This window comes from Pseudomonas sp. BF-RE-22 (assembly GCF_019956155.1).
Classification (GTDB): Bacteria; Pseudomonadota; Gammaproteobacteria; order Pseudomonadales; family Pseudomonadaceae; genus Aquipseudomonas; species Aquipseudomonas migulae.
The window spans coordinates 302,488-321,523 of the sequence record NZ_JAHBDD010000022.1; the positions used below are offsets into that span (position 1 = coordinate 302,488).

19 protein-coding genes are annotated in these 19,036 nt (G+C 60.1%); 13 read left to right on the forward strand and 6 right to left on the reverse strand.

All coding sequences use genetic code 11. The features are described 5' to 3' along the window. Nucleotides 1–228: 228 nt before the first annotated feature. Nucleotides 229–1,647: a PLP-dependent aminotransferase family protein gene (locus KGA82_RS13995; protein WP_223450795.1), complete on the reverse strand. Its 1,419-nt coding sequence runs from the start codon at nucleotides 1,645–1,647 to the stop codon at nucleotides 229–231. Between the two features lie 148 nt (nucleotides 1,648–1,795). On the opposite strand from KGA82_RS13995, the gene KGA82_RS14000 reads away from it, so the two are divergent. The 10 genes from KGA82_RS14000 to KGA82_RS14045 all read left to right on the forward strand — a co-directional run bounded on the left by KGA82_RS14000 (nucleotide 1,796) and on the right by KGA82_RS14045 (nucleotide 11,057). Continuing rightward, a complete protein-coding gene (locus KGA82_RS14000) occupies nucleotides 1,796–2,896 on the forward strand; it encodes a hypothetical protein (RefSeq protein ID WP_008043746.1) in 1,101 nt (366 codons plus the stop codon). A gap of 42 nt (nucleotides 2,897–2,938) precedes the next feature. Beyond that, on the forward strand, nucleotides 2,939–4,219 hold the full coding sequence (locus tag KGA82_RS14005) for a biotin carboxylase (protein WP_223450797.1): 1,281 nt from the start codon (nucleotides 2,939–2,941) through the stop codon (nucleotides 4,217–4,219). A 49-nt stretch (nucleotides 4,220–4,268) separates the two neighbouring features. Continuing rightward, nucleotides 4,269–4,766, forward strand: coding sequence for a RidA family protein (locus KGA82_RS14010; protein WP_008025407.1), 498 nt, complete (start codon nucleotides 4,269–4,271; stop codon nucleotides 4,764–4,766). Between the two features lie 82 nt (nucleotides 4,767–4,848). After that, nucleotides 4,849–5,316 carry a cupin domain-containing protein gene (locus tag KGA82_RS14015; RefSeq protein ID WP_223450799.1) on the forward strand — a complete coding sequence of 156 codons (468 nt, stop codon included), beginning with the start codon at nucleotides 4,849–4,851 and terminating at the stop codon, nucleotides 5,314–5,316. Nucleotides 5,317–5,522: 206 nt separating this feature from the next. Continuing rightward, nucleotides 5,523–6,167 carry a glutathione transferase gene (yfcF, locus tag KGA82_RS14020; protein WP_223450888.1) on the forward strand — a complete coding sequence of 215 codons (645 nt, stop codon included), beginning with the start codon at nucleotides 5,523–5,525 and terminating at the stop codon, nucleotides 6,165–6,167. A gap of 31 nt (nucleotides 6,168–6,198) precedes the next feature. After that, nucleotides 6,199–7,539 (forward strand): KamA family radical SAM protein, encoded by a 1,341-nt coding sequence (locus KGA82_RS14025; RefSeq protein WP_223450801.1) that lies wholly within the window; start codon nucleotides 6,199–6,201, stop codon nucleotides 7,537–7,539. 24 nt (nucleotides 7,540–7,563) lie between these two features. After that, nucleotides 7,564–8,436: a branched-chain amino acid aminotransferase gene (locus KGA82_RS14030; RefSeq protein WP_223450803.1), complete on the forward strand. Its 873-nt coding sequence runs from the start codon at nucleotides 7,564–7,566 to the stop codon at nucleotides 8,434–8,436. Between the two features lie 21 nt (nucleotides 8,437–8,457). Then, complete coding sequence (locus KGA82_RS14035) at nucleotides 8,458–9,216, forward strand: TauD/TfdA family dioxygenase (protein ID WP_223414580.1); 759 nt, start codon at nucleotides 8,458–8,460, stop codon at nucleotides 9,214–9,216. A 67-nt stretch (nucleotides 9,217–9,283) separates the two neighbouring features. Beyond that, on the forward strand, nucleotides 9,284–10,243 hold the full coding sequence (locus tag KGA82_RS14040; RefSeq protein WP_223450805.1) for a diiron oxygenase: 960 nt from the start codon (nucleotides 9,284–9,286) through the stop codon (nucleotides 10,241–10,243). A 13-nt stretch (nucleotides 10,244–10,256) separates the two neighbouring features. Then, nucleotides 10,257–11,057 (forward strand): N-acyl homoserine lactonase family protein, encoded by an 801-nt coding sequence (locus KGA82_RS14045; protein WP_223450807.1) that lies wholly within the window; start codon nucleotides 10,257–10,259, stop codon nucleotides 11,055–11,057. Nucleotides 11,058–11,182: 125 nt separating this feature from the next. On the opposite strand, the gene KGA82_RS14050 is transcribed toward KGA82_RS14045, so the two are convergent. Next, nucleotides 11,183–12,613 carry a PLP-dependent aminotransferase family protein gene (locus KGA82_RS14050; protein WP_223450809.1) on the reverse strand — a complete coding sequence of 477 codons (1,431 nt, stop codon included), beginning with the start codon at nucleotides 12,611–12,613 and terminating at the stop codon, nucleotides 11,183–11,185. Between the two features lie 221 nt (nucleotides 12,614–12,834). Continuing rightward, on the reverse strand, nucleotides 12,835–13,539 hold the full coding sequence (locus KGA82_RS14055; protein WP_008025424.1) for a hypothetical protein: 705 nt from the start codon (nucleotides 13,537–13,539) through the stop codon (nucleotides 12,835–12,837). On the opposite strand from KGA82_RS14055, the gene KGA82_RS14060 reads away from it, so the two are divergent. Next, on the forward strand, nucleotides 13,539–13,733 hold the full coding sequence (locus KGA82_RS14060) for a hypothetical protein (RefSeq protein ID WP_157214346.1): 195 nt from the start codon (nucleotides 13,539–13,541) through the stop codon (nucleotides 13,731–13,733). The two genes, KGA82_RS14055 and KGA82_RS14060, sit on opposite strands and share 1 nt — an antisense overlap. Before the next feature lie 28 nt (nucleotides 13,734–13,761). Here the strand turns inward: KGA82_RS14060 and KGA82_RS14065 are convergent, their stop codons facing one another. Genes KGA82_RS14065 through KGA82_RS14075 form a run of 3 tightly spaced genes read right to left on the reverse strand, consistent with a single transcriptional unit; the run spans nucleotide 13,762 to nucleotide 16,545 of the window. Next, nucleotides 13,762–14,262, reverse strand: coding sequence for a DUF6622 family protein (locus KGA82_RS14065; RefSeq protein WP_223450811.1), 501 nt, complete (start codon nucleotides 14,260–14,262; stop codon nucleotides 13,762–13,764). Between the two features lie 52 nt (nucleotides 14,263–14,314). Beyond that, nucleotides 14,315–15,832 carry a sensor histidine kinase gene (locus KGA82_RS14070; RefSeq protein ID WP_223450813.1) on the reverse strand — a complete coding sequence of 506 codons (1,518 nt, stop codon included), beginning with the start codon at nucleotides 15,830–15,832 and terminating at the stop codon, nucleotides 14,315–14,317. Next, nucleotides 15,829–16,545: a response regulator transcription factor gene (locus KGA82_RS14075; RefSeq protein WP_223450815.1), complete on the reverse strand. Its 717-nt coding sequence runs from the start codon at nucleotides 16,543–16,545 to the stop codon at nucleotides 15,829–15,831. Before KGA82_RS14075 ends, KGA82_RS14070 begins: the two co-directional genes overlap by 4 nt. Nucleotides 16,546–16,695: 150 nt before the next feature. On the opposite strand from KGA82_RS14075, the gene msrB reads away from it, so the two are divergent. Both msrB and KGA82_RS14085 read left to right on the forward strand, forming a co-directional pair. Continuing rightward, the gene (gene msrB, locus KGA82_RS14080) at nucleotides 16,696–17,214 is read left to right on the forward strand and encodes a peptide-methionine (R)-S-oxide reductase MsrB (protein WP_223450819.1); all 519 of its coding nucleotides are present in this window, start codon (nucleotides 16,696–16,698) and stop codon (nucleotides 17,212–17,214) included. A 34-nt stretch (nucleotides 17,215–17,248) separates the two neighbouring features. Beyond that, nucleotides 17,249–19,024: a cytochrome c biogenesis protein DipZ gene (locus tag KGA82_RS14085; RefSeq protein WP_223450820.1), complete on the forward strand. Its 1,776-nt coding sequence runs from the start codon at nucleotides 17,249–17,251 to the stop codon at nucleotides 19,022–19,024. Nucleotides 19,025–19,036: the final 12 nt, after the last annotated feature.

The following is a 19,036-nucleotide window of genomic DNA, read 5'->3' on the forward strand; positions in this document are numbered from 1 at the left end:
TTCGTCGGGATGAGCTAGCTGTCTCGTGGGGGTTGAGTGAAGGGCTTGGGTTGAAGGCTCAAACGCTCATGCCTTTCCAGACTCGGCATTATGAGGCCGAGCAGCGTGCGACTAGGAGTTGATCCATGAGAGCGGTCGCTGGGGATGTCATGCCGCAAGAAAATTATGCCGGACACGAGCTCGGCCACAACACATAACCGCTCGCTCCTACAGGACGGTGGTGGTCAGTTATTCACTGGGTGTGTCGAGCAACCGAAAGAACCGCTCCCGCACCTGAACGTTATCGCTGTGCGCCACGTTGAATCGCAGGAAGTGGCTGGCATCCGGCGCTTTGCTGAGCAAGGTGCCGGGCGCCAGCACCAGGTCGATGTCCAGGCCTTTCCTCGCCAGCGTTTCGGCATGATGCCCTTCGGGCAATCGCGTCCAGATAAACAACCCTTCATGGGGCAGCGATGACACCGAGCAACCGGCTTCCATCAGCCAACTGCTCACCCGACTGCTCGCCTCGTAAAGCCGATCCACCGTGCGCCGGGTGTGTTTGGCGTAGCTGCCGTCACTGAGCATCGTGCAGATAATCTGCTCCGCCAGTTCCGAGGTCATGCCACCGCAGGCCATTTTCAGGGTAACCATCCGTGCCGCCAGTTGCGGCGAAAGCACCGCATAGCTGACCCGACTGTTCGCCGTCAGGGTCTTGGAGAAACCGGAGACGTAACTGACATTGTCCAGCCCGCCCGCTGCCAGGCGCGGGGTCGTTCGTTGCTGCATGTCGCAATACAAATCGTCTTCGAGGATGTGAAACCCGTAACGGTGGCTCAACTCCAGCAAGCGATAGACCTGCGCCGGGGAGAACGAGTGTCCGGTCGGATTGTGCAGGGTGTTATTGGTCATGTAGAGCACGGGCCGATGGACAATCAGCAATTGCTCGAAGGCGTCCAGGTCCATGCCGTCCGCGCCACGGGGGATGGTGATGACCCGGGCGCCATGCAGGGCCAGGTTGGTGTGCATGGTGAAGTAGCACGGATCGTCGAGCAGCACCGTGTCGCCGGGTTTGACCAGCAGGCGCATCAGCATGTCGATGGCCTGCACGGTGTTGGCCGTGGTGATGATCTGGTCCACCGGCACTTCGATGCCCAGGGTCGCCAGTTTGACCCGCAACGCTTCGCGCAGCGGCAGGTAACCGGCGGCGACGCCGTATTCGCCCATGCGCAGGGACGTTGCGCGCAGGGTGCCGCGCACGGCTTTGAGCAGTTCGTCCGCCGGTAGCCACGATGAAGGCAGAAAACCGGCACCGGGGCGCAGCGAGCCGTTGTCCTGCAGCACCGCGCGGCGGACCACGCTGAGGGTGTCTTGAGGTTGCAGGTCCGGGCCGGCATCGGTCTTGAGCGTGGCGCTGGAGCGGTGCACGTAATGCCCCGACCCCTGGCGTGAAACCACCAGACCCTTGGCGCGCAAGCGGTCCAGCGCATCCACCACGGTGGACTTGCCCACGTTCATCAACTCGGAAAGTTCGCGAATCGGCGGCAGCCGCGAGCCGTGAGGCAGCCCGCCCTGGCTGATCGCTACCGACAATTGATCGACAATCTGCTGGACCAGCGGCACACCCGGCTGGAACTCGATGGCGGCGATCACTGCACGCTGAACCTGCATTTTACTGGTCTCTCCGGCAGTAAAGTTCGTTTGATTCTATACGAACTTGCTCTGATGAAAACAAGCGACTCTCTCTACCATCACCTTACAGACTTTCCTGATTGTTCGCGCTGAACGCCTGAACAATCGCTGGTTCCAGAGGTGTTGCATGAGTGTTCAAACAACGGTCGCCGTCGCAAAACCGGTGATCAATATTCGCCTGTTCACGATCCGGATCATCACCGCCGTGTCGCTGTTTGCCGTGCTGGGCAAGGCCAACGTCTGGCTCGACACCGCCACCAACAGCATCCTCGCCCTCGGTTATCGGGCGTTGCTGTTGCTGCTGCCGCTGACGTTATTGGTGCTGGGCCGTCGCTCCCTGAGCGTCACGTTGTTGTGCGCCGCCCTCGGGTTGGTGTTGCTGGCGGTCACCAGCAACCAGGGCATGGTGATGTTCGCCGCCGCGCTGTTCGCCTACGGTATCGCGATTGCCGGTTACCTGATCAAGAGCGAAGCCGCCCAGACCAAGGAGGGCGCGGCCTACAACCGCGTCGCCATGAACATGGGCAGTCTGGTGGCGGGGTTGATCCTGCTCTCGCCGCTGCTGACCCCGACCCTGTTTTTCCTCGGCGCAGCGGGCTTCGTCCTGCTGTGCCTGCCCATCGCCATGGGCGCGACCTTCACCTCCCAACCGGTGGTTGCCAGCCCGGTCACTCATGACGGCAGCGGCTGGCGCAACAAACTGCCATGGGTGATCGCCGGCATCATCATGGGCATCAAGCTGTTCGGCGTGTTCTCGATCCTGCCCCAGGCAATCCTGCTCGAAACCGGCGAACTGCCGGCCTGGTATGGGCTGATGCTGATCCTCAACAGCGCCGTGGTGGTCTTCGCCCAGGTGCCGGTGATGAAACTGATCGAGCGCACCGGGCGCTTCAAAGTGGTCGCTGTCATCGGGATCATCATCGGCGGCTTCGCGGTGCTCTCGTCGCCGGGCGCATTCCACGTCGAAACCCTCGTGGGCGCGTTGATCTGGGTCGCGCTGCTGTCCATCGCCGAGTGTGCGTTCAGCTACCTCGATTACTTCTCCGTCAAACAAAACAACATGTTCGTCAAGGAAGTGTCCCTGGGCGTCGGTGCCGGCCTGACGGTGCTGATCATGCGGGTCATGCCGCCGCCCTATAGCGCCCTGGTACTGGCTGCCATCGGCGCGGGAGGCATCCTCGCCTGGTACTGGCTCAACCGTAGATCCAACGCGTCGCTGCACGACTGAGTCACCGCGTTTGCGTTTTTTACTCCACAGGTCGGAGGCTTCATGAATACGACGTCATGCGTAGTGGTGGTCGGGTACAACGGCAATCGGGTTCACGACATCCAGAAACTGCGCGAACTCTGCAAAACGCTCTACAACGCCCGGTTGATCCTGCTGGTCGAGAAGATTCAGCCCGATGACGACCAGGTGGCCGATCACGTCTGCAGCACGTCGCTGGCGCCGGAAGACGTCACCGAATCCCTGGAACTGGTGGCGGGTTGCTTGAGTGCCGATCACTGGAAACTGATCGGCGTGCTGCCGTTTTCCGACCGTGGCGTGCTGCTCGGCGCGGCGCTGGCGAGTCATTACGGCTTGCCCGGCATCACCCCGGCCGAGGCGCGTGCGGGGTTGGACAAACAAATCTTTCGCAAGCTGGAAGCGGCGGCCGAGCGTTCGCCGGAAGATTATCGTCCGGTGTTTTCCGTGCGCATCGAAACCCTTGCCGAGCTGCGTCAGCGGGTCGTCGAACTGGGCGGCAAAGCCTTCATCAAACCTGCCTGCGAAGGCGCAAGCAGGGGCTGCCGGGTCATCCATCATCCGTCCGAATGCGACGAGGCGTGGCAGGCACTCAAGCCGTATCGCGAGGGTGGCATCGTCCTTGAAGAACTGATTCAGAACGCCCGGGAATACAGCTGGGATTACGTTGCGGGCAGCACGTGGGTCACGGAGAAAACCACCACGGAAGGCGCCTATCGCGCAGAAATCCAGCAAGTGGTGCCAGCACCGCTGGCGGCAGACGTGCAAGCCCGACTGGCGGCTGCCGGTCGACACATGTCCGGGTTGGTCTCGCAGGCTAACGGCGCGTACCACAACGAGGTGTTCCTGCGCAGCGACGGCCTGACGTCGGCGGTGGAAACCAACATGCGCCCCGGCGGCATGCACATCTGGGACCTGGCCCGCCTGGCGTTCGTCGATTTCGATCCGTGGGAGCGCTGGGTCAGGTGGGCGGTGGAAGGCAAGACCGACCCGCGCGATCCCGTCGCTCGGGGCTATTGCGGCATCCGTCTAGTCCGGGCACCGGCCGGCGGACTGCTGCGCTACGTGCCGGACATCGAGTCCCTGGCCCGGGACCTGAACATCGAGCTGGTAGAAGCCGTTTACACCAAACGCCTCAGTGATTCGGTCACCGCACTGGTGAAGGACAACACTTCGTTTATCGGCCACATCGTGTTGTTCAGCGAAGACTACGCACAGCTCAGCGACAACCTGCTGCGCCTGGCTGACGCGATCGAATCACGTGTCGAGGTCACAAGCCTGGCGGCCCCGGCGAGAGCCGCGGGTTGAGTCTCCCGGACCTGCGTTTTGGTATTTTTGAGTTGAGAGGATTGTTTCAATGATCGAGCAAAAAATGACCTGTGATGAGCGCTTTATAGCCCTGGCGAAAGAGCTGGACTATGACATCTACGGCGAAAACACCGCGGGTGGTCATTACGCGCCGCTGATTCGGCATCACGATGAGCTCTATCTCAGCGGCCTGGTACCGCGCATGACCGGCGAAATCCGCTACCCCGGCAGGGTAGGGCTGGAGCTCAGCCTGGCCGATGCACAAGCAGCCGCCAGTATCAGCGCCATGCGCGGGCTGGCCTTGATCGTTGATGCCATCGGCTCGCTGGACAAAATAAAGTCGCTGATACGTATCACGGTTTACGTGAAGTCCACGGCGGACTTTGTTGACCTCAGCGAAGTTGCCAACGGTGCTTCGGATGTCTTCAGCCATGTGCTGGGCGATGCGGGCAAACATACTCGAACCACTGTCGGCGTTTATCAGCTACCGAAAAATGCCGCCGTAGAAGTTGACATGATTGTGGCGCTTCGGCCTTCGGTCTTGTGAGTGTTAGTGCGCCGACTTTACAGTGATCAATTGTTCGCCTAGTGTCTGGTCACTTAAGTCGCTCATAACTCGGTGTTTACGGATGAATAACATTCAAGGTGGTTTTTTTTCATATAAGGACTTTCGCCAGAGTTTAACCCGTCCACCGGTGAGTGCACGGGTGTGGAAGGGCGATGAACTTACCGATATGCGCCAGAGCCTTGCGGCCAGCGAGGTCGATATTGTCGCGCTGGCTCACCATGACAGCAGTGAAGGTTGCAAGTTGACGCCAGGGATGGCGGTGTCGATGCAATGGTTGAACCCCGGCACCGAACTGAACAGTCATGCCCATTCGTGGTGGCACCTGTTCTTCATTCAGTCCGGCAGCGGTACCTTGACCCTTGGCGATGCCGATGCAGTGAACATCAGCCCCGGCGACGTGTTGCTGGTGCCGGCCTGGACCCGGCATGGCTTCGTCAACACCAGCATCACTGAGCCGCTGGCCATGCTGAACATGAGCAACATGCCCCAGATGGCGTTGCTCTCCAATGCTGCAGACGCCACGGTCTGACACGCTCAATCTTCCCGTTTTGCCCACAAGGGAGTCCGCATGCGCAGGCTCCCTTTTTCATTTCTGCTACCCCGGCAGGCCATGGCTGTTTTGACTTTCTGTATCCGTAGAAACAGATAATTTCTGTATCTGTTCAGCACCTGGCCAACTAACTACGATCGATTCCAATGCAACGGATTATTGTGGTTAGTGCAAGGGAGCGTTCTATGGATAGTACGAAGCTGAAACTGTATGTTGGCGCAGATTTTGTCAGTGCTTTTGCAATGTCGGCATTTGTCGCGCTGAAAGAAAAGCAACTTTCATTTGAACTTGTTAAGGTTGATTTAAAGACGCGTGATAACTACCTGGCGAGTTATCGTGATGTATCGCTGACCTGCAAGATTCCCACGCTGGTTCACGATGGTTTTGCACTGTCTGAATCTTCGGCCATCGCCGAATACCTGGAAGAGATAGCGCCGGGGCATAAAAAACTGTTCCCGCTCGACATCAAACAGCGCGCTCGCGCCCGTCAACTCCAGGCCTGGTTGCGCAGTGATTTGTTGGTGATTCGCAAAGAGCGCCCGGCGGACCTCATTTACTTCGGCAAGAAAGAAACCCCGTTGTCGGACGAAGCCCAGGCCGCTGTCGCAAGGCTGTTCTTCGTCGCGGATCGGTTGCTGGAGGAGGGGGCCGATCACCTGTTCGGTGACTGGAGCATTGCCGACACCGACCTGGCAATCATGCTCAACCGACTGCTCGCCAATGGCGACCGCGTTCCTCAGCGGCTCGCGGCCTATGTGCGTCGGCAGTGGGATCGCGACAGCGTTCGGGCATGGATGGACATAGAGCGCGCAGCGCCGGCCATCCAGTAACTAACGCCAGGCAATCACCAGGAGCGCTGCCATGCAGGGAACGTCGGAGCTGGAAAGATACAAACCCTACAACTCACGCACCATTCGCGACACGCCGTACTGGCAGAAACTGACGCCAGCGTTGCAGGAAGCCATGACCGTGGTGGCCAGGGTCATGCCGTTTCGCACCAATGAATATGTGCTGGGCACGTTGATCGACTGGAACAACATTCCGGACGATCCGATTTTTCGCATGACCTTTCCCCACAAGGACATGCTGCTGCCGGACGAATACGCGTCGCTCAAGCAACTGATCGAACGCGATGACGCCGTCGCCATCAAGCGACGGATCGAGGCGATCTGGTTGCGCATGAACCCGCATCCGGCCGGGCAGCTGACGCACAACGGCGCGACCCTCGACGGAAAAGTCCTGCCGGGCATTCAGCACAAGTACCGCGAGACCGTGCTGTTTTTCCCCGGTGCCGGTCAGACGTGTCACGCCTACTGCACGTTCTGTTTTCGCTGGGCGCAGTTCATCGGCGAAGAGGAGCTCAAGTTCAACGCGCGTGAGTCCCAGGAGCTGGTGAATTACTTGCGGGTGCACACTGAAGTGACGGATGTGCTGATCACCGGTGGCGATCCGATGATCATGAACACCCGTTCGCTGGCCGGTTACATCGAGCCGCTGCTGGCGCTGCCACACCTCAAAAGCATCCGCATCGGCACCAAGTCCGTGGCGTATTGGCCACAGCGGTTTGTCAGCGACAAGGATGCGCCGCAGCTGCTGGATCTGTTCAAGCGCATCGTTGCGGCCGGGAAAAACCTGTCGGTCATGGGGCACTACAACCACCCGGTCGAGATTCGCCAGGACATTGCCCGGCAGGCTGTCGAACGCATTCGTTCCACCGGCGCGACGTTGCGCATGCAGGCGCCGGTGATCCGCCACATCAACGAGAACCCCGGCGATTGGGCCGAATTGTGGACTGAAGGCGTGCGGCTGGGAGCGGTGCCTTATTACATGTTCGTCGAGCGCGATACCGGGCCCAGCCACTATTTTGCGATGCCGCTGGCGCGGGCGTTCGAGATCTTCCAGGCGGCCTACCGCACGGTGTCCGGGCTGGCGCGCACCGTGCGTGGGCCGTCCATGAGCACCTTCTACGGCAAGGTGTTGATCAACGGCATCGAGACCGTGGCCGGGGAAAAAGTCTTCGTGCTGCAGTTTCTCCAGGCTCGGGACCCGCAATGGGTATTGCGCACGTTCTATGCGCGCTTTGATCCGAACGCGACCTGGTTCGATGAGTTGCGGCCAGCGTTTGGCGAACGTGCGTTCTTCTTTCAGCCGGAGCCTGTGGCAGCGCCCGAATTGATACCGGTCCTGCTCGAAACGGCGTAGGACGATTCATCAGGAGATAAGGATATGAGCAGTATTCCGTTTGATCAGCGAGAAGGTTTTATCTGGCTCGACGGCGAGTTCGTCGAGTGGTCCCAGGCGCGACTGCATGTGCTGAGTCACGGCCTGCATTACGCGAGTACGGTGTACGAAGGGGAGCGCGTCTACAACGGCAAGATCTTCAAGCTGCGCGAACACAGCGAGCGGCTGTATCGCTCGGCACAGTTGATGGATTTCGCGATTCCCTATGAGCTGGCCGAACTGGAAGCGGCCAGTCATGAACTGCTGCAGCGCAACAACGTCGTGGACGGCTATCTGCGGCCGGTGGCGTGGCGCGGCAGTGAAATGATCTCGACCTCGGCTCGTTTCAACCGCGTGCACGTGGCGATCGCCTGCTGGCAATGGCCGAGTTACTTCGACCCGGCGGGGCACATGGGCGGCATTTGCTTGAAGACCGCGCAGTGGCGGCGTCCGCCACCCAGCAGCAGCCCGTTCGAAGCCAAGGCGTCCGGGCATTACCAGATCGCCACGCTCAGCAAGCACGATGCGGAAAACAACGGTTTTCACGACGCGTTGATGCTCGACTGGCGCGGTCACGTCGCCGAAGCCACCAGCGCCAACGTGTTCTTCGTCAAGGACCGGACGCTGCATACGCCGCTACCCGATTGCTTCCTCAATGGCATCACCCGCCAGACCGTTATCGAATTGGCCGGGGCGCTGGATTACCAGGTGGTCGAGCGCACCATTCTTCCTACGGAGCTTGGCGATTTCGATGAGTGTTTTCTGACGGGAACCGCCGCCGAAATCACCCCCGTGCAGAGCATCGACGAGCAGCGCTACCGACCAGGCAACGCCTGCCGCGAATTCATTGCCGCTTACACCTCAACCGTTAACGCCTGATAAACCGCCAGGAACTTCACCATGTCAGATCAAGGGATTGTTGCGTCTACACCTTACGTTTCACTGGGCCACCGCCATGACGAATTGTCGTCCCGCGGCTGGACGGTACTGACCCCGGCCGAATTTGCCTACGATGTCGTCGGCACATTGCAGGCGTTCGGTCAGATCATTCCGCAATTCAACGGGCAGACGGCCTTCGCCATTACCCGCAAACCGGGGTACGAAGCGTTGCCGTACTCCCAGAGCATGAACGGCATCGGCCCGCACACCGAAGCGCCGGTCTACGGCCCACCGCCGCGTTATCTGGCGCTGCATTGTCATCATCAGGCCACGTGCGGTGGCGGGCATACCGGGTTGGTCGACGGGATCGAGTTCCTGGCATTCCTCGAACGCACGGAGCCCGAGTTGCGCGAATGGATCGACGACACGCCCGTGGAGTTCGTGGCCACCGCCAAACCGGGTGAAGTGGCGCAAACGCGGGTCAAGGAATACATCCTGACGCCTACAGAGGACGGGGACATTTTCCGCTTCAGCTACAACCAGTTTCACTACGGCGATGTGAACCCTTCCGAGGAGGATCTGCAGCAATCGAAGGTGACGAACAGCTCATCGCCACTGGCCAGGTTCGCGATGCTCGGCGAGGACTATTTCATCCAGCACAACACACCGGTGCTGATTCCCGACGGCTGCATGCTGATTTGGGACAATTGGCGAATGATCCACGCCCGCAGTCGATACACTGACCCGGCGCGAAACCTGACTCGCTACTGGCTGGCCTGATTCATCCGTCGCCCACAATTCCATCGGCGTACCCCTCGGCGGGTACGCGTCTTACAGGTATCGCGTCATGCAAACAGCAATCGAGATCGCCAAGGTCGATCATCAACTAGTCGTGCGGCTCAATCAGGCCTGGACCAAAAGGGCCACGGTGTGCGCACCGGACAAGACCTCGGTCAGCGAAACGTTCGACCCGGCGCGCCCGGATTACCCGGAGTGCATGGTGCCGTTTTTCCATCACCCGAAATTCCAGTCCCTGAGCGACGAGCTCAAAAGCACCGTGGTGACCTGGGGCTGGATCGGCTACAACCTGCGCACGGTCACGGCTGAAGAGCACGTGGTGAACCCTGCGCTGAGCGTCATCGCCAATCAGTACCTGGGCAAAAACGACTGGCATTTTCGCGAAGCGATGCAGCAGACGTTGATCGACGAGCACTACCACACGCTCATGCACCTGCGGGCCATCGAGCGGACCAAAGAGGATCGAGCGCTTGATCAGGATCTGGACCTGCCGCCGTCGGTGACCTATCTGCGTCTTGCCGCGCTGCGTGAGGAATTGCCCGAGCAGTGGCAGCGCGATCTGGCGGCGATCACCTTCGCGGTAGTGGCCGAGATCAGCGTCAACGCTTACCTGGATCTGCTGGCCGACGATCAAACCATTCAGCCGCAAAACCGCCGCGTGGCAGAACTGCACAACCGCGACGAATATGCCCACAGCAAGATTCTCGCGGAAGTGGCGAAGGTCATGTACGCCAACATGCAGCCACCTCAACGGGCATTTTTCGCACAGACGTTGTCGGTGGCGCTGAGTGCCTTTGTCGCTCAGGACTACTCGATGTGGGAGGCGATTCTGACGCAACTCGGCGTCGAGGACGCGGCACTGATCATTGCCGACACCCGGGAGAGCAACAAGAACGCCACGATCATGCGCGACTACAGCGGCCTGCATCGTCTGGCGCAGGATCTGGGGATTAGCGACGAGATCGATTTCGACTTCCGTCCGACCCTCAAAACCGCTGCAGTGGCCTGATCGGGAGGTGAATATGTCCGTTCCTGTGTACGAAGTGTTCGCCATCCGTGTCGGTGCCAATGCACAGCGCACCGCCCGGGAGAACTTTCTTTACGACGCCTGCTGCGGTGATCCGAATGCGTCGATGCCGCTGGATTACTACTTCTGGGTCATTCGTAATGAGCAGCAGGTGATTGTGGTCGACACGTGCTTTCAACCCGCGACAGCAGATCGGCGCAACCGTCAGATGTATCGCCTGCCGGAAGAATCCCTACGTCAACTGGACATCGATCCGGCGCAGGTCGAGAACCTGATCCTCACCCATTTGCACTGGGACCACGCCGGCAACCTGGGGTTGTTTCCGAAAGCCACGGTGCATTTGCAGGAAGCGGAGCTGCGCTTCTGCACCGGTCCGAAAATGGCCCATCGCACGGTGAACAAAACCTACGAGGTCGAGGATGTGATGTCGGCGTTGCCACCGCTGTTCGAGGGACGCTTGCGTTTGCATAGCGGCACGGTCGAGGTGGTTCCCGGCGTGACGCTGCACCCGGTAGGCGGGCATACGCCTGGTAGCCAGGTGGTGCGGGTGAACACCGCACGCGGGTGGATTGTTCTGGCGTCGGATGCGGCTCATTTGTGGGCGAACATTCGCCAGCGCAGTCCGTTTCCGATCATTGATGATCTGGCGCAGACGCTGGAAGCGTTTATCGAAATCGACCGTTTGGCCGACGGCGAAGACCACGTCATTCCCGGCCATGACCCGTTGATCGCCGAGCGCTTCCCGCATTGGAACGATGACCCACACATCATCTGCCTGCACCAAACCCCGGTCTGAACGCATTCCCTGTAGGAGCGAGGCTTGCCCGCGAAGAACGATAACGCGGTCATTCAGGAGAACCGCATTATCGTTCTTCGCGGGCAAGTCGGAACGCCGCACCGCTCGCTCCTACAGGAAATACGTCAGCTCTGGTTTTTGAGGAGCTGGCCGAGGGTCGCCAGCGCTTCATCAATCTTCGGCGAATACGGCGCCCCACAACCGATCCGCACAAAGTGACTGAAGCGCTGGGCGTTGGAAAAGATATCCCCAGGCAAAATCTGGATGCCCACCTTCAACGCCGCATGAAAAAACGCCATGGACGCCTGTTCAGCCGGCAGTTCCACCCACAACAACGTACCGCCCCGTGGATGGGTGATGCGGGTGCCCGGTGGAAAATAGCGAGTGATCGCCGCACTCATCTGCTGGCGCTGCTGTGTCAGCGTTTTCCTCAAGCGGCGCAGGTAACGTTCGTAGGACGGCGTCTTCATGAACGCGCTGACCGCCAGTTGCGACAACGCTTCACAACCTCGGGACTGCGTGTGTTTGAGCATTTCCACGCGGTCGTGCCACTGCCCGGCGCTGATCCAGCCCAGGCGTATGCCCGGCGCCAGCGTTTTGTTCAGCGACGCGCAGTAGATGACGTTGTCGGTGCGGTCCCAGTGTTTGAGCGTGGATAACGGCTGCTCGGTGTCCACCAGGTCGCCGTAGGTATCGTCTTCGATCAGCACGGTGCCGTGCTCGGCACACAATTGCACCAGCCGCGCCTTGTGGGTGTCGGGCATGATGCTGCCGAGCGGATTCTGCAGATTGGGAATGACGATCAGCGCCCGAATCCGTTCGGGGCCTTGCAACAGCTGTTCGAGCGCGAACAGATTGATGCCCGAATGGGCCGTTGCCGGGACTTCGAGCACTCGCAAGTTCAAACTTTCGAGAATTTGCAGCAGGCCGTAAAAGGTCGGGGATTCCACGGCCACGGTGTCGCCGGGGTGGGTCACCGCACGCAAGGCCAGGTTGATCGCTTCGGTCGCGCCGTTGGTGATCACCATTTTCTCGGCGCTCAAGTTGGCCTTTGCCGTCAGCGCTCGTCGGGCAAGGATGTTGCGCAACTCGATGTTGCCGCAGGTCGGGCCTGTCGCACCCAGCAGTTTCTGATCCTGACGCAATGCCTTGCTCATATGGTCTTGCAGAATCTTCAACGGATAGAGTTCCGGCGCGCAGTAGGCGCTGGCGAAATTGACCTTGACCGTCGCGCGTTGGCTGGCCTTGAGCACCGATGACACTTGCTCGTGAATGCCGAGATAGACCTCGGTATCAAGGGGCGCAGGCGTTGTGGTCACGGCCGGTTTGGGCAAGGTGTCCGGCTGGCGAATGTAGTTGCCGGAACGCGGACGGGCTTCCAGGACGCCATAGTCCTCAAGCTCCCGGCACACCTGCACCGCGGTCGACAGGCTGACGGCGTGTTTTTCCATCATCAGCCGAATGGAGGGGAAGCGTTCCCCGGTTTTCAAGGTGCCGCTGCGGATCGCGTCGAGGTAGTGGTTGGCTAACTGACGGTACAAGGGGGTCGGGTGCATGATGACCTCAGCAATCGCACCACTGAGGTCTTGGGCTGGAAAGAAAGTTGACGTTCCCCGCAGGCGGACCCGTGGTGCTCAAGGGTTAAGGGAAGTTTTTTTCTGGCGTCGATACACAGAGAGTAATCGCGCTTTTGCCGGAATCGCGGGCAATAAAAAGCCCCGCTCTAGGGCGGGGCTTTTAGGTCAGTGGCGCGTGAGGCGCTGCTGAGCGGGAAGTGTTACTGCGCGGCGATGCTGTAGCCATCGAACGCGGTTTGCTGCTGAAGCGCGGTGATGATGTTTTTGCGGTTAACGGCGTGTTCGGTTCCGCTACTGTCCAGGAACGATTCGCTTTCCAGCTCTGCTTCATCGCCTTCGCCGACAAAGGTAAAGCCGAGGAACTCCAGGGCCTCACGGTCAACGTTGAGTCGCGAACGCGGAGTGCGCAGCGGCAGCGTGACGCTGATGCCGTCCTTGCTGATGGTGAACACTTCGACATCTTTCTTGGCGCGGGCCGTTTTGCTCTTGCCACTGGTTGGGTTGCTGATGGCCTGATGCGTCTGGTTCAGTACTTTCAGGGCCAGACCGTAGACGATCTCCTGAAACGCAGGATCGTCCTTGAAGCTGGAAAGGATCCGGCTGATCGAGAACTTGCTGCTCAGGTCTTCAAGGGCCGCGATATCGGCCGCTTCGGCGTCCTTGAGTTGCTTGAGTTCGCCCATCAATTCATAGGCTTTATCGTCGTCGAAGCGGTCGTGGGCCTGGCGAATCGCGGCGCGCAGCTCGCGGATCTGGTCGCTTTCCCGGGTGGACTGGAAAGCGTCCAGCACCATCTCGGCGATGGTCTTGGCCTGGGGCACGTGCTGTGAAAGATTGATGGAGTTTTCGTATTCCGCTTTGGACGACAAGGTGACTACGGATTCAGCGGTATTGGAATCGGACATTGAAATTTCACTACTTCTTTAACTTGAATTGGGGCGAAAAAGCACAGGGCTTTTTCAGGCCGCCTAATCTATTGGACCTGCGCGGCGTTGTCACGGGTGAACAGGCGAGCGGGCAAAAGAACTGGCTACCACCACCTTGTAGGAGCCGGCTTGCTGGCGATGGCGGCATGTCAGTCGATACCAATATTGACTGACCCTCCGCCTTCGCCAGCAAGCCGGCTCCTACAGGATGGCGGGCTTCAGGGAGCGGAACGTTTGATAAAACCGGAATGAGCGTCCGCAGAACAAACCGCTCGAAATGCCTGATGCACACGCCTTGAGCAACACCATCGACAGCGTGGCCGAATGCTGCGGATCAACCTCGGCCTGATAGCCAAAGTAATAGTTAACAGCGAAAAACAGCAGGTAAAGCACCAGGGTTTTTGCTGTGCCCGGCACGATCAACCCGGTTTGCGCTTGATCCAGCTCGACACCCTTGCGCGAAAAAATCACCAGTGCGACGACGCTGCCCACGAACACCGCAGCCAGCCAGCAACTGATTGAGAGTGAGAAGTTGGGTGTCAGATTCAACGAATACAGCGACCAGCCCAACAAAATCGGCGGTGTGATCAGCAGCGAAAATTTGCTTTCACGGGTCGGGGACAGGGCTTTGATGCCGTAGTAACAGAGCAGCAGAAATACTGCATAAACCCACAGCGGGGTGTTTTCCAGGGTGTTGAGCATCGAGCAGCGTCCTTGCCGAAAAGTGAAGTCGGGATCATAGCGGTTGCGGCGACTATTTCCCCGGTGAATTCAGATTCATCGACCGCACCGCCCATTGCTCTGCGGTTTGCTGATCAACCGGCAGTGTGAAGCGGAACGTTGCACCGCGGCCGGGCACATCGATCAGCTGGATATCGCGACCGTGCAGTTGCAGGATCCGATGCACGATTCGCAGCCCGAGTCCGCCATCGCGCCGTGCCCCGCCAATGTTGAAAGGGCGCAGGAACAACCCTTCGCGCAGCTCTGGCGCGATGCCGGGCCCGGTGTCGCTGACGGTGACTTCGACGAAAGACCCTTGAGGGCGCAGGCTCAGTTCGATTTCCCCACCTTGGGCGGTGTGGCGCAGAGCGTTGTCGAACAGATTGGTGAGCACGCGTTCAATCAGCCCCAGATCGGCGCAGGCGGCTGCAACGTTGGGGGCAAAGTTGGCTTTCAGTTCGACCTGACGCGCCTCGGCGGTCAATTCGAATTTCTGGAAGATGTCCTGCACCAGGTCGGTCAGGGAGAAGCGCTCCAGCACCGGTTGCACAAAACCGTGTTCCAGCCTTACCAACTCCAGCAGCGATTGCGCCAGACCGCCGACTTTGCGGCTTTGGTCCAGGGCGATGCCGAGGTAGCGGCGGCGGTCGGCGGGGGACAACGTGGCGTCCTTCATCGACAGGGTTTCCAGATAGCCGTGAAGCGAGGCCAACGGCGTGCGCAAGTCGTGGGAAATGTTCGCCACCAGTTCGCGGCGTTCCTGATCCTGGCGGGTCAACGAACGCCATTGTTCACTGAGGCGTGCCTGCATTTGTCGGAAGGTGGCGTCGAGAATGGCAATTTCATCGTGGCTGGCGGTTTTTTCCACCGGCGCTGATTCAGGAGGCGTGGCCGGGACGCCATCGATGTCGAACTGGCTGACGGTTTCGGTCAGTCGGCGCAAAGGTCGGGTGATCAGCGCAAATGCGGTAAGACCGGCAATCAGGCACAGCAGTGCGACCAACCCGATCGATAACAGGGCGGTATTGAGCGCCGCACTGGTGGCGCCGCGTTCAGCCAGGCGATCGTGGTCCTCACCGAGCAGCACCACATAGAGATAACCAGCCGGCTTGCCGTCAACTTTCAGCGGCGCGGCGCTGAACACCTTGCGCGCATCGGCGCTGCGCGGGTCGTCGCCGAGAATCGGCAGAGCATCGCCTTTGAGCAGGCGCTGGATCGGCGCGAGGTCGATCTGCTGTCGATGAATCCGGCCCTCGGGCGCGGCACTGCCGACAATCTTGCCCTCGGTGTCGAGCAGATAGACCTCGACACTGGGATTGACCAGCATCAGTTTGCTGAACAGGTCACGCACGGCATTGGGCATCAGGCCCTGGGTGTCCATCAACACCGTGTCACGAGCAATGTGTTGGGCCAGATCCCGCGACAGCCCTTGCACCACTTCCTGTTCATGCATCTGGTTGGAGCGCACCTGCATCCATGCCGAGGTGCCGCAGCACACCAGCAACAGCACGGCGAACACCAGCGACAGCCGCTGGGTGAGGGTCAGCCTCATGACTGTTCCTCCCTGGCCGCGAATTTGTAGCCACGGCCCCACACCGTGAGGATGCGCACCGGTTGTGCCGGGTCGGCCTCGATTTTCGCGCGCAGGCGGTTGATGTGGGTATTGACCGTGTGCTCGTAGCCTTCATGGCTGTAACCCCACACGGCATTGAGCAGGTCCATGCGCGAGAACACCTTGCCAGGCTGGCGGGCGAAGAAATACAACAGGTCGAACTCCCGTGGCGTGAGATCGAGGCGGCGACCGTCAAGGGACACATCGCGGGTGATCGGATCGATGGCGAGCCCGTCCGTGATCAGGCTGCCGGCGTCCATTTTCAGGTTGCGGGCCATGGCGTCGACCCGCCGCAACAGCGCTTTGACCCGGGCGACCAGCTCGAGCATGGAAAAGGGTTTGGCCAGGTAATCGTCGGCACCGAGTTCCAGCCCCAGAATCCGGTGCACTTCACTTGAGCGCGCGCTGGTGATGATGATCGGTGTGTAGCGGGCCATGGCGCGGGCGCGCCGGCAGATTTCCAGGCCATCGACGCCCGGCAGCATCAGGTCGAGGATCAGTGCATCCCAGCTTCCTTGCTGCAGCATTCGCATGCCTTCATCGCCATCGGCGCAGTGCACCACCTCGAACTGCTCATCACGAAGATGCAGGCAGATAAGGTCGGCGATATGCAGGTCGTCCTCGACCACGAGGACGCGTTTGGTCGGTTCCATCAAGCTCAATCCTTCGGCGCAATGAGCGCATTGTGCGGGTTTTCCGGGGCCAGAGTTATCACGAATTGTTTAACTTCCCGTGAGGATTTGGCGATCAACCCAAGCCTAGGCTGTGTTCCATGAAAGGCACTTTGGATTTTGGAGACGGCCATGTTTTCACGGCGACAATTTCTTGTAGCGAGCGGCGGGCTGGGGGTTGCAGCCCTGGCGATCGGTGTATTGCCAAAATTTGCTGCCAGCTCTGCGCTGGTCAGCGAGGCCAGCGCGGCGGAGGTTTTCGAGGTGACGCACACTGACAGCGAATGGCGTGCCCTGCTCAGTGACGAGCAGTACGAAATCCTGCGGGAAGAGGGCACTGAACGGGCTTACAGCAGTGCGCTGAACAATGAGCATCGTGATGGAACCTTTGCCTGTGCCGGTTGCGATCTGCCGCTGTTTTCCTCTACCACCAAGTTCGACAGCCACACCGGTTGGCCGAGTTTCTGGGCACCGCTGGACAAGGCGGTGGCGACCCGTCAGGACCGGTCCTTTGGTGTGTTGCGCGAAGAGGTTCACTGCCGGCGTTGCGGCGGTCATCTGGGCCATGTCTTCGACGATGGGCCCAAACCTACTGGTCTGCGCTACTGCATGAACGGTCTGGCGATGACCTTCAAGCCACAGGCGGCTTGATTCCTTTTTCTCTCATTTCCTGCAGGTCGACGCTATGTGGCTTCTGATCCTCGCTTATCTCGGTGGTGTGCTGACGATCGTCAGCCCGTGCATTCTGCCGGTGTTGCCGTTTGTCTTCGCTCGTACCGGTCAGCCGTTCATGAAGAGCAGCCTGCCGCTGCTGGCGGGCATGGCGCTGACCTTCGCGCTGGTCGCTTCATTGGCGGCAGTGGGCGGCGGTTGGGTGGTGCAACTCAATCAGTATGGACGCTGGCTCGCGCTGGTGTTTGTCGCCCTGTTCGGGCTGACGTTGTTGCTGCCGCAGTTGGCCGAACGTCTGACGCGCCCGTTGGTGGCGGCTGGCAGTCGGTTGTCGGAGGCGGCGGGCACCGATGCCCGGCCGCGTCCCGGCGCTTCGTTTTTGATCGGTGTTGCCACGGGGCTGCTCTGGGCGCCGTGTGCCGGGCCAATTCTGGGCCTGTTATTAACCGGCGCCGCGCTGCAAGGGGCAAGCATCGCCACCACCCTGTTGCTGCTGGCCTACGCCGCCGGTGCCGCCACTTCCCTCGCGGTTGCGTTGCTGCTGGGCGGTAAGGTTTTCGCCGCCATGAAGCGTTCCATCGGTGCTGGCGAGTGGGTCCGTCGAGGTTTGGGCGCGGCCATGCTGGCCGGTGTGGCGGCGATTGCGTTGGGGCTTGATACCGGGATTCTGGCGCGGTTTTCCACGGCATCTACCGGTGGTATCGAGCAGGCGCTGGTGGGCCGTTTGGCCGGTAAGACACCGAACGGCAGCGGGGCGATGATGGCGAGAACCCCGGCTGCTGATGGTGCGATGAGCGTGGCTGACAAAGCGCCGGGCACACTGCCCATCGAAGGCAAGCTTCCATCGCTGGATGGCGCCGTGCAATGGCTCAACTCGCCACCACTCGATGCCCAGGCGTTGAAGGGCAAGGTAGTGCTGGTGGATTTCTGGACCTATTCCTGCATCAACTGCCTGCGCAGCTTGCCCTATGTAAAAGCCTGGGCTGAAAAATACCGCGATCAGGGGTTGGTGGTGATCGGCGTCCATGCACCCGAATTCGCCTTCGAGCGCAACGTAGGCAACGTCACCAAAGCCATGAAGGACCTGGGTATCAACTACCCGGTGGCCATCGACAACGAATTCAAGATCTGGCGAGCTTTCAACAATGAGTATTGGCCGGCCCACTATTTTGCCGACGCCCAGGGGCGCATTCGTTATCACCACTTTGGCGAAGGCGAGTACGCCGAGTCGGAGCGGGTGATCCAGCAATTGCTGCGTGAAGCGGGTGCCGCCAAGGTGGATGACGGGTTGATCAATGCCAATGCCGAGGGTGTTCAACTCGCGCCGGACATGAACGAAGTGCAGTCGCCGGAAACCTATGTCGGCTACCAGCGCTCGGAGCATTTCGTCCCCGAAACCAGTCTGGTTCCCGACAAGTTGACGACCTACAGCCCACCGCCGCAACTGGCCCTGAATGACTGGAGCCTGGGTGGTCAGTGGACGGTCGGTCCGGAGCGGGCCACTTCAAGCGCGCCCGCCAGTCGCATTGTCTACCGCTTCCACGCCCGTGATTTGCATCTGGTACTGGGCCCCGGCGCAGATGGCAGACCGGTGCGTTTCAAAGTGCTGATTGACGGAAAAGCCCCCGGCGATGCCCACGGTACGGACGTGGCGCCCGATGGCAGCGGTAGCGTCACCGAACAACGTTTGTATCAACTGGTGCGCCAGTCCGGCGCAGTAACGGATCGGACGTTCAGCATCGAATTTCTCGATCCGGGTGTCTCGGCGTATGCCTTTACGTTCGGTTGATCGCCACTTCAC